Source organism: Microbacterium sp. MDV22-iso44 (assembly GCF_058629135.1).
In genome coordinates, this window is sequence record NZ_JBZVWS010000003.1 from 319,544 (window position 1) to 331,823 (window position 12,280).

Consider the following 12,280-nt stretch of genomic DNA (forward strand, 5'->3'; position numbering starts at 1 on the left):
GGGGTCGGACGGCCCCCGCCGCCCGCGGAGCGGCTGCGTCAGTGGGGCATCGAAGGACGCGCCTCGTGCGGGTCGCGGCGCTGCGGGATGAATAGGGCGACGCCGAGGGCGATGACGGCGGCGCCGAGACCGAGGGCGAAGGAGAGGTGGAACGCCTCGGGCGCCGGGACGGGTGTGCCGCCGAGGTCGACCGTCAGGGCGGCGAGCACCGCGCCGACGACGGCCGCGGCGATCGAGGTGCCGAGCGAGCGGAACAGCGCGTTGAGGCCGTTCGAGGCGCCTGTCTCGTGCTGGGGTACCGAGCGCATGATCAGCATCGGCATGCCGGCGTAGCCGAAGCCGATGCCCACGCCGATGAGCAGGTTCGCGACCAGCAGGTGCCAGACCTCCGACGCCCACAGCAGCGAGTAGCCGTACGCGAGGATCAACGCGCTCGCACCCATGATGAGCAGCAGGCGCGGGCCGATCGTGCGGGCGAGGCGTCCCGAGAAGGGCGAGAGCACCATCATCACGAGACCGGCGGGCATGACGATGAAGCTCGCCTGGACGAGGGTGAGTCCGAATCCGCCGACCGATGCCGGCAGCTCCAGCATCTGCGGGTACGACACGTTCGAGGCGAACAGCGAGAAGCCCATCGCGACCGATGCGAGGTTGGTGAGGAGCACGGCCGGACGCGCCGCGACCCGCAGGTCGAGGAGGGGCTCACGGATGCGGAGTTCGAACCAGCCCCACACGAGCAGCACGGCGAGGCCGCCGAGCCCCAGGGCGAGCGTCGCCGGCGACGTCCACCCCCACTCGTTGCCGCGCGAGACGGCGAGCAGGGCGCCCGTCAGACCGATCGCGAGGCCGATGGCCCCGGCGAAGTCGAACCTGCCCGCGGTCCGCAGGACGCTCGCCGGCACGACGAGGGAGACGAGGACGAAGACGACCACGCCGAGTCCGGCAGCCATCCAGAAGAGTACGTGCCAGTCGCTCGTCTCGGTGATGATCGCGCTGACCGGCATGCCGACGGCGCCGCCGACCCCGAGGGTCGCGGACATCAGGGCGATGGCGGCATCCACCCGGTCCTCGTGCAGCACGTCGCGCATGATCGAGATGCCGAGCGGGACGACGCCGGTGACGGCGCCCTGCAGTGCACGTCCGACGATGATGCCGCCGATGCCGGGGGAGAGGGCGGCGATGACCGACCCGACGATGAGGAGCCCCAGCAGGATGAGGACGATGCGGCGCTTGCCGTACATGTCGCCCAGTCGCCCCGCGATCGGCGTCGAGACCGCCGCCGCGAGCAGGGTCGCCGTCACGACCCACGCGGTGTCCTCGCGCGAGGCGTTCAGGAGCTCGGGGAGCTTCGCCTGGATCGGCACGACCAGGGTGAACATGAACGACGACGCGAGTCCCGCGATCGCCAGAACGGCGACGATGGCGCCCTGTCGTGGCATGCGGGTGAGTCTGCGTCTGTCGTCCGAGGGCATCCCTCCAGGTTAAGCCCGGCCGACGACGTCGGAGCCTGCCGGGCTCATCCCCGGCGGATCATCCCGCCGAACGCCAGTCGTCCGACTCCATGTGCGAGCCCGCCTGCGGGCCCATCTGCAGCATCCCGCCGTCGACGACCCAGGTCGCGCCCGTCACATACGACGACGCCGGTGAGGCGAGGAAGGCGATCACGTCGGCGATCTCCTCCGGCTTGCCGGGACGGGGGATCGGGATGCCGGGGCGATGCGTGTTCTCGGCGTCCTCGGCATCCATGTCGTTGATGGGCGTCGCGATCTCGCCCGGGGCGACGGAGTTGACCGTGATGCCCTTCGGGCCGAGCTCCTGGGCCATCGTCTTCACGAGCCCTTCGAGACCGTGCTTCGATGCGACGTAGGCGGCCGAGCCGACGCGCGGCTGCGAGCCGTGGACGCTCGTGACGGCGATGATGCGCCCCTCCTGGCCGGCATCGGCCATGAGCTTCGCGGCCGTGTGCATGCCGACGAAGGCGCCGTCGAGGTTCAGCCCGACGACGGTGCGCCACCCGTCGATGTCCATGTCGAGGAACGGTCCGCCGGTGCCGCCGCCGGCGTTGTTGACGAAGACGTCGAGACCGCCCAGCTGCTCGGCGAGGTGGCGGACGATGCCGGGGACCGACTCGAGGTCGGTGGCATCGAACTGCGCGACGACGGCGTTGCGGCCGCGGCGGCGGACCTCCTCGGCCGTCTCGTTCGCGCCGTCCTCATCGGAGTGCCACGTCACCCCCACGTCCATCCCGGCGTCGGCGAGGGCGAGGGCGGTCGCGCGCCCGATCCCGGAGTCGGAGGCGGTCACGATGGCGCGGCGGGGCGAGAAGGTCATAGTCCGACGCTACGAACCGACGCGACCCCGGCGCACCCGCTTGACAGCACTGCGGCCCCGGACGTACCGGAGCCGCAGTCTGTCAGTGCGAGGTGGTCGAGCGCAGGCGGGTGATGTCGGCGTCGGACAGGAGTGCCCGCGGCATGACCGCGACCGGTCCGAGCGGCGAACCGACCTTCAGCAGGAGCGCGTCGCCGGCGGCATCCACTCGGCGGAAGGCCGTGTAGCGGATGTCACTCGTACCGAGTGCCGAGGTCGCCCGCATGCCCTCGGCGGTGAGCGTCGCCGTCGCGACGAAGCCCACCGGGTAGGCGCGCAGGATCGAGGATCGGACGGCGATCCACGACGCGATCACCGCTCCGCACAGGATGACCACCATGGCGATGCCCACCCACGCAGCGCCCTCACTCCCCGTGGCGGTGAGGAACACACTCAGGATCACGATCAGGGCCGTGGCGGTCATCAGCACGATCCAGGACGGCCGCGTCAGCTGCCAGCGCAGGAAGCCGCGCGCGAGGCGGGAGGCCAGCTGCTCGTCCACGACGAGCGACCGGCCTCCCTCGGGCGTGCTCACACCGCGTCCGGCGAGGGGGTGTCGACGGGCGCTGCCGGCTCAGCGGCGGGCTCCGCCGCCCCGCGACGCAGCGGCGCGGCGTCCTGCGCCGCCTGCTCGTTCTGCAAGCCCTGGGCGATCCCGCGACCCGTGGCCTGGCCCTGGATGATGCCGCGCAGGTCGATGCCCGTCGCCGCCTGGACGGCGTCGAACGTCGCGCGCATGCTCGAGGCGCTCTCGCCGGCGATGTGGCTCGATGCCCCCTCGCCGCCGAGCACCGTGATCGAGCCGACCTTGTCGAAGCCGCGTGCGAACTCGGTCATGAGCGGCACGAGCGACTCGATGGCGCGCTGCGCGAGCAGGGCCTGCTGGTTCTCGGCGAGGGCGCGTGCCTCTGCCGTGAGGGCCGCAGCGCGTGCTTCACCCTCCAGCCGCACGGCGGCGGCGTCGGCCTCGGCGCGCAGGCGCGTGGCCTCGGCTTCCTGGGCGGCGATCTGCGCACGCGCCTCAGCGGCCTTGACCTGCGTGTAGGCGTCGGCGTCGGCGGAGCGCTCGCGCTCGTAGAGCGAGGCGTCGGCGACCTTCTTGACGTCGGCGTCGAGCTGCGCCTGACGGTTCTCGGCCTGCTGCAAGAGGACGGCCTGCTCGCGCTCGGCACGGGCGAGGGCCTCGGCCTGCTCCGCCTCGGCGCGGGCACGACCGACCTCGGCCGCGGCTGCGGCGGAGTTCTTGTCGTACGCGGTCTGCTCGATGAGGTTCGCCTCGTCGGTCGCGATCTGGCGCGCCTTGACCTCGCGGGCGGCGTTGATGCGCGCGACCTCGGCCTCGCGGCGGACGCGCTCGACCTCGGTCGCGCCGAGGGCGTCGATGTAGCCGTTCTTGTCGGTGACGCCCTGGATCTGGAACGAGTCGAGGATGAGGCCCTGCGACAGCAGGTCGCTCTTGATGCCGTCGGCGATCTGGTCCGACAGCTTCTGCCGGTCGTTCATGAGCTGCTCGACGGTCAGGGTCGCCACGACTCCGCGGAGCGCACCCTCGAGCTGCTCGGTCGTGAACTGCTCGATCGCACCGTCCTGCGAGAGGAAGCGCTCGGCCGCACGACGGACGAGTTCGGGGTCCGAGCCGATCTTGACGAGGGCGACACCGCTGACGTTGACCGTGACACCGGTGGATGACTGGGCCGTCGGCTCCATCTTGATCTGACGCGCGCGCAGCGAGATCATCTCGGCCCGCTGCGTCAGTGGGTTGACGAGCGCGCCGCCGCCGGTGATGACCGAGATGCGCGATGAATCCCCCGACGCGTTCTTCTGGTTGCGTCCGACGATGACGAGCGCCTGGTCGGCCTTGGCGACCTTGTACCACGCCCGCAGCACCACCATGAAGATGATGATGAAGACGATGACGGCGACGACGGCGATGGCGCCGATGACGAAAGCCCCGCCTGTGACGAGTGCGTCCATGTGTGATTTCCCCCGAGTCTCGATGTCTCTGCGCGGCACGGTGCACGTGCCCACTACGAACGTATCGGTTACTCCAGCCGCGTGACGAGGGTGCGGCTCCCGCCCTACGCTGGCCTCATGACCACCCCTCCTCCTCCGCAGCCGCCCCAGCCCCCGTTCGGGGCGTACACGCCTGTGCCGCCGATGCGTCCCGAGGACGAGAAGTTGTGGGCGACCCTCACGCATCTCAGCGGCATCTTCACGGGATGGGTCGGGCCACTCGTCGCCTACCTCGTGCTGCGCGACCGCGGTCCGTTCGTGCGCGCGCACACGGCCGCCGCGCTGAACTTCCAGCTCACGATGCTCATCGCCAGCATTGTCGGTGCCATCCTCATCCTCATTGGCATCGGTCTGCTGATCCTGTTGGCCGTCTACGTGCTGCTGATCGTGATCGCGATCATCGGCGCCGTGAAGGCGAACCAGGGGCAGTGGTACAACCCGCCGGTGACGATCCGCTTCGTCTCCTGAGCCGCGTCGCCCCGGCGAAGAGGCCCGGATAGACTGACGGATGCCGCGTTCTGCGGCATCCGCGCTGTCGCGCACCCTCTTCACAACGACCATTGGAGCCACCGTGGCCGAGCAGTCCCGTCTCGACAAAGTCATCGCCCTCGCCCGCCACCGCGGGTTCGTCTTCCAGGCGGGCGAGATCTACGGCGGGTCGCGGTCGGCGTGGGACTACGGCCCCCTCGGGACCGAGCTCAAGGAGAACATCCGCCGCCAGTGGTGGCAGACGTTCGTCCGCGGACGCGGCGACATGGTCGGCCTCGATTCGTCGATCATCCTCCCCAAGCGCGTGTGGGAGGCATCGGGGCACGTCGCGACCTTCACCGACCCGCTCGTCGAGTGCCTGCAGTGCCACAAGCGTTTCCGCGAGGACACGCTGATCGAGGACTTCGAAGCCCGCAAGGGCCGCAAGGCCGAGAACGGTCTCGGCGATGTGCCCTGCCCGAACTGCGGCACCAAGGGTCAGTACACCGAGCCGAAGTCGTTCTCGGGTCTCGTGAAGACCTACCTCGGCGTCGTCGACGACGAGAGCGGGCTCTACTTCCTGCGCCCCGAGACCGCTCAGGGCATCTTCGTGAACTTCTCGAACGTGCTGACCGCGTCGCGCAAGAAGCCGCCGTTCGGCATCGGCCAGGTCGGCAAGGCCTTCCGCAACGAGATCACGCCCGGAAACTTCATCTTCCGCACGCGCGAGTTCGAGCAGATGGAGATCGAGTTCTTCACGCCGCCCGCCGAAGCCGGTGAGTGGTTCGACCACTGGGTCGAGGCGTGCTGGAACTGGTTCCTCGACCTCGGCATCGATCCCGAGAACATGCGGCAGTTCGACGTGCCCGAAGAGGACCGCGCCCACTACTCGACCGCGACGATCGACGTCGAGTACCGGTTCGGCTTCGCGGGCAAGGAGTGGGGCGAGCTCATGGGCGTCGCCAACCGCACCGACTATGACCTTTCGAGTCACATCGAGGCGTCCGGGCAGAAGCTCGCGTACTTCGATCAGGCATCCGGCGAGACCTACGTCCCTTACGTCATCGAGCCGTCCTTCGGTCTCACCCGCGCCATGATGGCGTTCCTCGTGGACTCCTACCGCGAGGAGGAGGTGCCGAACGCGAAGGGCGGCACCGACACCCGCACGGTCCTGGGCCTCGACCCGCGCCTGGCGCCGGTAAAGGTCGCCGTCCTGCCGCTGAGCCGCAACGAGCGCCTGTCGCCCCTCGCCCGCAAGGTCGCCGACGATCTGCGCGCCAACGGCTGGAACGTGGACTTCGACGACGCGGGTGCGATCGGACGCCGGTACCGGCGCCAGGACGAGATCGGTACGCCGTTCTGCGTCACGGTCGACTTCGATTCGCTCGACGACGACGCCGTGACGATCCGCGATCGCGACTCGATGGCGCAGGAGCGAGTTTCGCTCTCCGAGCTGCACACCTACCTCGCCCCGCGCCTGCGCGGCGCCTGACCCCGCGACGCCTCGCGCCCGCTGCGGCGCGAGGCGTCAGCCCTTGGCGGCCTTGGCTTCCGCCTTCGCGGCGCGCTTGTGCTCCCGCACCTTCGTGAGCGATTCCGGCGAGACGATGTCGGCGACCGAGCGGAAGGAGCCCTCCTCGCCGTAGGCGCCGGCGGCCTCGCGCCACCCGTCGCCCGTGTACCCGTACTGCTTGCCGAGCAGGGCGAGGAAGATGCGCGCCTTCTGGTCGCCGAACCCCGGAAGCGCCTTCAGCCGCTTCAGCACCGTCCGCCCGTCGGGCTCGCCCTGCCTCCACAGCGCCGCGGCGTCGCCGGCCCACTCGTCGACCAGCGTCTGGCAGAGCGCCTGCACGCGAGCGGCCATCGAACCGGGGAAGCGGTGGACGGCCGGGGTCTGGCTGAAGGCGGCCGCGAACTCCTCGGGATCGGCCGCGGCGATCTGCGCGGCATCCAGCCCACCCGTGCGGTCGCGGATCTTCAGCGGGCCGGCGAACGCGGTCTCCATCGCGATCTGCTGGTCGAGCAGCATCCCGATCAGGAGGGCGAGCGGTTCGTCGGTGAGGAGTGCGTCGGCGGCACCGTCGCCGGTGATGTGCAGGGCCATGCCTCCATGTTCCCACCGTCGGCAAGGTGCGGGTGGGGGAGGATGGGAGGATGACCGCCGACGCCGCCACCGACCTCATCTCGCAGGCCCGACGGGCGCGGGTCGCCGTCGTCGGGGGCGGGATCGCCGGGCTCGTCGCGGCACTCCACTGCGCGAAGGTCGGGATCGGTGTGACGCTGTTCGAGGCGGGCGATCGCCTCGGGGGGATCGTCGCCTCCGCCGAGCTCGATGGGACGATGACGGATGTCGCGGCCGACGGCTTCCGCGTCGCCCCCGGCGCCCTGGCCGAGCTGATCGACGAACTGGGCCTGCGCGACGCCGTGGTCCCAACGCAGGACGCCGACACCTGGGTCGCCGGTCCGCACGGAGTCGCGCCGCTGCCGGCGGCGTCGATCCTCGGCATCCCGGCCAACCCGTTCGACCCCCGCGCGCGCCGGATCATCGGTGCACGCGGCGCGTGGCGGGCGTACGTCGACCGCCTGCGCCCACCGCTGACGATCGGTGCCGAGCGGAACCTCGGCACCCTCGTGCGCCAGCGCGTGGGGGAGCGGATCCTCGACCGCATGGTCGCTCCCCTGACCTACGGCATCCATGGCGTGCCGCCCGAGCAGGTGGACGTCGATCGCGCTGCTCGCGGTCTGAACTCCGCGCTCACCCGCACCGGTTCGCTCTCGGGCGCGGTCGCGCAGCAGCTGGCCGGGAAGGATGACGCCGCCCCTTCTCGCGCGAGCATCGCGGGTGGGATGTCGGTGTTCGTCGATGCTCTCGCGGAGCGCCTGACGGACCTCGACGTCGAGGTCCGCGCGGCGGCGGAGGTCACCGCGATCGAGCGTGCGGGTGCCGGGTGGTCGCTGTCGTGGGCGGCGGCGGACGGCGAGAGCGGCGTCCACGAGGTCGATGCGATCATCGTCGCGACACCCGAGCGCACCGCTCGACGGCTGCTCGCCCCGCACCTGGACGGCCTCGACGGCCCGACCCTTTCTCCGGAAGACGTCGACGTCGTGACGCTCGTCCTCGACGCCCCGGGCCTCGACGCGCGTCCGCGGGGACACGCGGTCTACGCCGTCCCGGGCGAGGCGGCGGCGCTCGCGGTCGTCCACGCGACGGCGACGTGGCCGCATGAACACGGCGAACCGCACATCGTCCGTGTGACCCTGCCCGCCGGCGAAGGGACGGATGCCGAGGCGATCGCCGCAGCTACGGCGGCGGCCGCCGAGCTCCTCGGCGCCGACGTGGGCACCGTCCGCGCCGCGTACCGGGCGCGCTGGCCGCGCGCGCTGCCGTCATCGGCCCTGTCGCCCGCGCGCGACGAGCTGCGCCGTGCGGCCCGCACGAACGAGCGCCTCGGCGTCGTGGGTGCCTGGATCGACGGCACCGGGCTCGCCCGGGTCGCCACCGATGCCGAGACCGAAGCGGAACGCATCCGATCGGGCCTTCTGTGGCACTCCGACGGTGAGGGTGCAACGACCTGAGCCGCCTGTCAAGGGTGGATACCGCGAACGGCATGCGCCGATACGCTGGGTGCTCGGCACCACATCGCTTCGAACGTGAGGAATCGCCATGAAGGGCAAGATCGGAATCGTCGTCGGACTCACCGCCGGCTACGTCCTCGGGGCCCGCGCGGGCCGCCAGCGCTACGAGCAGATCAAGGACGCCTACCTGCGGGTGTACAACACGCCCGCCGTGCAGAAGCAGGTGGACAAGGTCGCCGAGTTCGGCAAGTCCGCCGCGTTCGCCCTGCCAAGCGTCCTCTGGAACGGTGCCGTCAAGGTCACCCGCGCCGCGACCACCTCGGGCACCCCGGGCCAGAAGCTCGACGCCGCGCTCGACGCATCCGAGGATGCGGCCGACGACGTGAAGGACGCCGCCAAGACCACCGCTGACGCCGTGTCCGGGTCCGCGAAGAAGCCGGCGAGCCGGGCCTCGTCCGGTTCGACGGGCGGCTCGCGCAAGAAGCCGTCGTCCGCGTCATGAGCACCCCCCGCGGATTCCGGGACCGCCGCGACGAGAGTCTCCTCGGTCTCGTCGGAGAGCTGCCCGAGCTCGTCAAGAACCTGATCGTCGCCGAGATCACCGCGGCGAAGACGTGGGCGGCGCGGACCGGGAAGGATGCCGGCATCGTCGGCCTCTGGTTCGTCCTCGCCCTCTTCTTCCTGTTCTGGACGCTGCCGGCCATCGGCGCGTTCACCGTCATCGGGCTGTCGTCGTGGATGGCGCCCTGGCTTGCGGCTCTCATCCTCGTCGTGCTCGGACTGCTGCTGGTGGTCATCACCGCGTTCCTCGGGTTCCTGAGGGTCCGGCGTATGAAGAATCGTGAGAATCCCGCGAAGGCACTGTCTACCGACGCCCGAATCGTGAAGGAAGTGGCCGATGAGTTCTGACCTCCCCCGCACCGCCGTCCCGCTCGGGATCACCGACCCGGTCGAGCGTGCGCGCGCTGAGCTGAAGGCGGCCCTCGCCGCCATCGAAGAGAAGGCGAACGTCCCCAAACGGGCGGCTCGCGCCACGCGGCGCGCGCAGGTCTCGGCGCGTGGATTCGCGGACCGCAACCCGTCCGGTGCCGCGGTCGCCGTGGTCGGCGCTGCGTTGGCCGTCGGCGTGGTCGTCTGGGGCGTCGTCCGCCTGTACACGCGCTGACGCCTCCCCGCGTCGTCGCTTCCGACGCCGGGGGTATGCTCGGAACAGGCAGCGGCGACGGCGCGAGTGCTGCCGACGACACGGTCCCGAACGTGCGCATCCGCGCTCATGTCGATGAGCGTCGGCCGTCTCGCTGCGGGGCGGCCACCGCCTATACGAGAGTCGAACCATGAACACATCCGCTGCGACAGCACCGAAGCCCCTCAAGGGCTGGCGTGTGCTCGTCCCGCGCGGAGGTCCCTGGGGTGACAGCGTCGCCGCCGCTCTGCGTGCCCAGGGAGCGACGCCGGTCATCGCCCCGCTCATCAACTTCGCACCCTCCGAAGACCCGACCGACCTCGAATCCGCACTCCGCGACCTCGCCTCAGGCGCGTTCGACTGGGTGACCCTCACGAGCTCGACCACGGTCGACGTCCTGCATGCGTACCGAGCGGTCATCCCGCACACGACGCGCGTGGCCGCCGTCGGCGAGACGACCGCCGCCGCTCTCGGCGCCGTCGGCTACCGCGTGGATCTCGTCCCCGAGGAGGACAACTCCGCCGCCGGCATGGCCGCTCAGCTCATCGCGCTCGAGCCCGACCCGATGCGCGTGCTCACGCTTCGCAGCGAACTCGCCAAACCCGTCCTGACCCGACTGCTCGAAGAGGCGGGGCACGACGTCCGGAGCGTCATCGCGTACCGCACCGTCGGCGTGCCCGTGACCGACAAGGTCGCCACCGATGTCCGTTCCGGACGCATCAACGCGATCCTCGTCACGAGCGGATCGGTCGCCGAGCAGGTGTACGAGCAGTTCCCCGAGATCCCCGAGGCGACCGTCATCGCCGCCATCGGCCCCCGTACCGCGAAGGATGCTCGCCGTGCGGGCCTCGGCGTCAGCGTCACGGCGAAGGAGCAGACGGTCGCCGGTCTCATCGCCGCCGTCGGTCAGTTCCCGCTCCCGCACGCGATCGACGAACTCGCCCCTCCCACCGGTTCGTTCCCCCGAATCCAGGGCTGAGGCCGTGGTCGAGACCGTATCGTTGCGGCTCGGGCATCCGTCGCGGTGGATGCGTTTGGCAGACTGATCCCATGGTGACGCTGCTGCTCGATTCGTCGCGACTGGAGGTCGCGCTCTCCGCCACCGAGCGTGTGCTGGCGTTCCGCAAGGATGCCGTCCGCGTCGAGCGCGCGCACATCGTCAAGGTGCAGCTCGTCGACGATCCGTGGACGTGGCTGCGCGGCGTCCCCGCTCCCGGCACCGTCGTCCCCCGGACGGTTGCCATGGGGGTCTGGCGTTCCGCCGGCGGCGACGATTTCGTCCTCGTCCGGCGTCGGAGGCCGTCGGTCGTGATCGACCTCGAGGGCGACGCGGAGTTCCAGCGGCTCGTGATCACGACCCGCCACGGTCTGGCGCTCGTGCAGGCGCTCCGCCTCGACGTCGAGGATGAGCCGACCGACGTCGTCCAGCTCGTCACGACCGAGATCCCGGTGCAGAGCGGCGATGCCTCGGCGGGCCCGACGGGCCGTCCGTCCCGGCGCCGCGCGCCGCGCCTGGCCCAAGCCTGACCGGTACAGGCCCGACCGGTACAGTCCTGGCCGACGCCGCTCTCGGCCGGTGCGGGGGAGCGGCCCGGTAACGTTGCCCGGGTGAGTGAACCCGCGGCATCCCGTCTGCTCGTCCGTGCGGAGGGCAGTGTCGGGCGCATCACCCTCGACCGGCCCGAAGCGATCAACGCCGTCGACCACGGCATGATCCGCGGCATCGCCGACGCGCTCGACCGCTGGGAGCACCACCCCGACATCCGCCTCGTCCTGCTCGACGGCGCGGGTGACCGCGGCTTCTGCGCCGGCGGCGACGTCCGGACCCTCCGCGAGCAGATCCTGGCGGGGGACGCCGAGGCCGCGATGGGCTTCTTCCGAGACGAGTACGCGCTCAATGCGCGCATCGCCGCGTACCCCAAGCAGATCGTGGTCTTCGCCGACGGCGTCACGATGGGCGGGGGGATCGGCCTCGCCGGTCACGCCTCGGTGCGCGTCGTGACCGAGCGTTCGCGCCTGGCGATGCCCGAGACGCGCATCGGTTTCACCCCCGATGTCGGCGGCTCGTGGCTGCTCGCGCACGCTCCCGGCCGCATCGGCGAGTACCTCGCGCTGACGGGCAGGACGATGGATGCCGCCGACGCGATCTACGCCGGATTCGCCGACCACCTCGTGCCCGCCGATCGGCTGGACGACGTCCGCCACGCGCTCGTCACGCGCGCCGACCCGGACACCCCGACCGAGATCACGATGCTGTTCGATGAGACGCCCGAACCGTCGCGCCTGGCGTCGGCGCGCGGCTGGATCGACGACGCCTTCGCGGCCGAGACGGTCGCCGACGTCATCGTGCGCCTGCGGGCGCGGCCCGAAGCGGATGCCCGCGCCACCGCGGACGAGCTCGAGACCCAGGCGCCGACGGCACTCATCGTGACCCTGGCCGCCGTGCGGTCCGCCCGAGGGGTGCCCGGGCTGCGGGCGGCGCTCGCGCAGGAGTACGCCCTGGTCGAGTGGTTCGGGCGGACGCAGCCCGACCTCGTCGAGGGCATCCGCGCGCAGCTCGTCGACAAGGATCGCTCGCCCCGGTGGCGGCCGGCGACCCTGGCCGAGGTCCCTGCGGGCACGGCGGCGCAGGCGCTGTCGTTCGCCCCCACCGTCCCCCTCTGGAGCTGA

14 protein-coding genes are annotated in these 12,280 nt (G+C 71.1%); 9 read left to right on the forward strand and 5 right to left on the reverse strand.

Features of this window, described 5'->3' with window-relative positions:
* Positions 1-38: 38 nt before the first annotated feature.
* The 4 genes from AC4NN1_RS11760 to AC4NN1_RS11775 form a co-directional block, all read right to left on the reverse strand.
* Complete coding sequence (locus tag AC4NN1_RS11760) at positions 39-1,439, reverse strand: MFS transporter (protein WP_491955423.1); 1,401 nt, start codon at positions 1,437-1,439, stop codon at positions 39-41.
* 91 nt (positions 1,440-1,530) lie between these two features.
* Positions 1,531-2,331 carry an SDR family oxidoreductase gene (locus AC4NN1_RS11765; protein ID WP_018187474.1) on the reverse strand — a complete coding sequence of 267 codons (801 nt, stop codon included), beginning with the start codon at positions 2,329-2,331 and terminating at the stop codon, positions 1,531-1,533.
* A gap of 82 nt (positions 2,332-2,413) precedes the next feature.
* A complete protein-coding gene (locus AC4NN1_RS11770; RefSeq protein WP_311858037.1) occupies positions 2,414-2,905 on the reverse strand; it encodes a hypothetical protein in 492 nt (163 codons plus the stop codon).
* Positions 2,902-4,344 (reverse strand): SPFH domain-containing protein, encoded by a 1,443-nt coding sequence (locus tag AC4NN1_RS11775; RefSeq protein ID WP_491955424.1) that lies wholly within the window; start codon positions 4,342-4,344, stop codon positions 2,902-2,904. Before AC4NN1_RS11775 ends, AC4NN1_RS11770 begins: the two co-directional genes overlap by 4 nt.
* Before the next feature lie 117 nt (positions 4,345-4,461).
* On the opposite strand from AC4NN1_RS11775, the gene AC4NN1_RS11780 reads away from it, so the two are divergent.
* Both AC4NN1_RS11780 and AC4NN1_RS11785 read left to right on the forward strand, forming a co-directional pair.
* Positions 4,462-4,851, forward strand: coding sequence for a DUF4870 domain-containing protein (locus tag AC4NN1_RS11780; protein WP_040570577.1), 390 nt, complete (start codon positions 4,462-4,464; stop codon positions 4,849-4,851).
* A gap of 103 nt (positions 4,852-4,954) precedes the next feature.
* Entirely contained in the window at positions 4,955-6,343 is a 1,389-nt protein-coding gene (locus tag AC4NN1_RS11785; RefSeq protein WP_018187470.1) for a glycine--tRNA ligase, read from the forward strand.
* Positions 6,344-6,379: 36 nt separating this feature from the next.
* On the opposite strand, the gene AC4NN1_RS11790 is transcribed toward AC4NN1_RS11785, so the two are convergent.
* Positions 6,380-6,955, reverse strand: coding sequence for an HhH-GPD-type base excision DNA repair protein (locus AC4NN1_RS11790; RefSeq protein ID WP_018187469.1), 576 nt, complete (start codon positions 6,953-6,955; stop codon positions 6,380-6,382).
* 50 nt (positions 6,956-7,005) lie between these two features.
* Here AC4NN1_RS11790 and AC4NN1_RS11795 point away from each other — a divergent pair, with 50 nt between their 5' ends.
* The 7 genes from AC4NN1_RS11795 to AC4NN1_RS11825 all read left to right on the forward strand — a co-directional run bounded on the left by AC4NN1_RS11795 (position 7,006) and on the right by AC4NN1_RS11825 (position 12,280).
* Positions 7,006-8,427 carry a protoporphyrinogen/coproporphyrinogen oxidase gene (locus tag AC4NN1_RS11795; protein WP_491955425.1) on the forward strand — a complete coding sequence of 474 codons (1,422 nt, stop codon included), beginning with the start codon at positions 7,006-7,008 and terminating at the stop codon, positions 8,425-8,427.
* Positions 8,428-8,515: 88 nt separating this feature from the next.
* On the forward strand, positions 8,516-8,929 hold the full coding sequence (locus tag AC4NN1_RS11800) for a hypothetical protein (RefSeq protein ID WP_020098576.1): 414 nt from the start codon (positions 8,516-8,518) through the stop codon (positions 8,927-8,929).
* Positions 8,926-9,336: a phage holin family protein gene (locus tag AC4NN1_RS11805; RefSeq protein ID WP_116227542.1), complete on the forward strand. Its 411-nt coding sequence runs from the start codon at positions 8,926-8,928 to the stop codon at positions 9,334-9,336. Before AC4NN1_RS11800 ends, AC4NN1_RS11805 begins: the two co-directional genes overlap by 4 nt.
* Positions 9,326-9,592 carry a hypothetical protein gene (locus AC4NN1_RS11810; protein ID WP_018187465.1) on the forward strand — a complete coding sequence of 89 codons (267 nt, stop codon included), beginning with the start codon at positions 9,326-9,328 and terminating at the stop codon, positions 9,590-9,592. Before AC4NN1_RS11805 ends, AC4NN1_RS11810 begins: the two co-directional genes overlap by 11 nt.
* Before the next feature lie 169 nt (positions 9,593-9,761).
* Positions 9,762-10,589 (forward strand): uroporphyrinogen-III synthase, encoded by an 828-nt coding sequence (locus tag AC4NN1_RS11815; protein WP_018187464.1) that lies wholly within the window; start codon positions 9,762-9,764, stop codon positions 10,587-10,589.
* 71 nt (positions 10,590-10,660) lie between these two features.
* Positions 10,661-11,137, forward strand: a complete 477-nt coding sequence (locus tag AC4NN1_RS11820; RefSeq protein WP_491955426.1) for a hypothetical protein — start codon at positions 10,661-10,663, stop codon at positions 11,135-11,137.
* A gap of 81 nt (positions 11,138-11,218) precedes the next feature.
* Positions 11,219-12,280, forward strand: coding sequence for an enoyl-CoA hydratase/isomerase family protein (locus AC4NN1_RS11825; RefSeq protein WP_311858021.1), 1,062 nt, complete (start codon positions 11,219-11,221; stop codon positions 12,278-12,280).

Excerpts from the sequence above, each read along its gene's own strand:
- AC4NN1_RS11760 (WP_491955423.1), bottom strand. The coding sequence starts at position 1,439 with ATGCCACGACAGGGCGCCATCGTCGCCGTTCTGGCGATCGCGGGACTC.
- AC4NN1_RS11765 (WP_018187474.1), bottom strand. The coding sequence starts at position 2,331 with ATGACCTTCTCGCCCCGCCGCGCCATCGTGACCGCCTCCGACTCCGGG.
- AC4NN1_RS11775 (WP_491955424.1), bottom strand. The coding sequence starts at position 4,344 with ATGGACGCACTCGTCACAGGCGGGGCTTTCGTCATCGGCGCCATCGCC.
- AC4NN1_RS11780 (WP_040570577.1), top strand. The coding sequence starts at position 4,462 with ATGACCACCCCTCCTCCTCCGCAGCCGCCCCAGCCCCCGTTCGGGGCG.
- AC4NN1_RS11790 (WP_018187469.1), bottom strand. The coding sequence starts at position 6,955 with ATGGCCCTGCACATCACCGGCGACGGTGCCGCCGACGCACTCCTCACC.
- AC4NN1_RS11795 (WP_491955425.1), top strand. The coding sequence starts at position 7,006 with ATGACCGCCGACGCCGCCACCGACCTCATCTCGCAGGCCCGACGGGCG.
- AC4NN1_RS11800 (WP_020098576.1), top strand. The coding sequence starts at position 8,516 with ATGAAGGGCAAGATCGGAATCGTCGTCGGACTCACCGCCGGCTACGTC.
- AC4NN1_RS11805 (WP_116227542.1), top strand. The coding sequence starts at position 8,926 with ATGAGCACCCCCCGCGGATTCCGGGACCGCCGCGACGAGAGTCTCCTC.
- AC4NN1_RS11810 (WP_018187465.1), top strand. The coding sequence starts at position 9,326 with ATGAGTTCTGACCTCCCCCGCACCGCCGTCCCGCTCGGGATCACCGAC.
- AC4NN1_RS11815 (WP_018187464.1), top strand. The coding sequence starts at position 9,762 with ATGAACACATCCGCTGCGACAGCACCGAAGCCCCTCAAGGGCTGGCGT.
- AC4NN1_RS11820 (WP_491955426.1), top strand. The coding sequence starts at position 10,661 with ATGGTGACGCTGCTGCTCGATTCGTCGCGACTGGAGGTCGCGCTCTCC.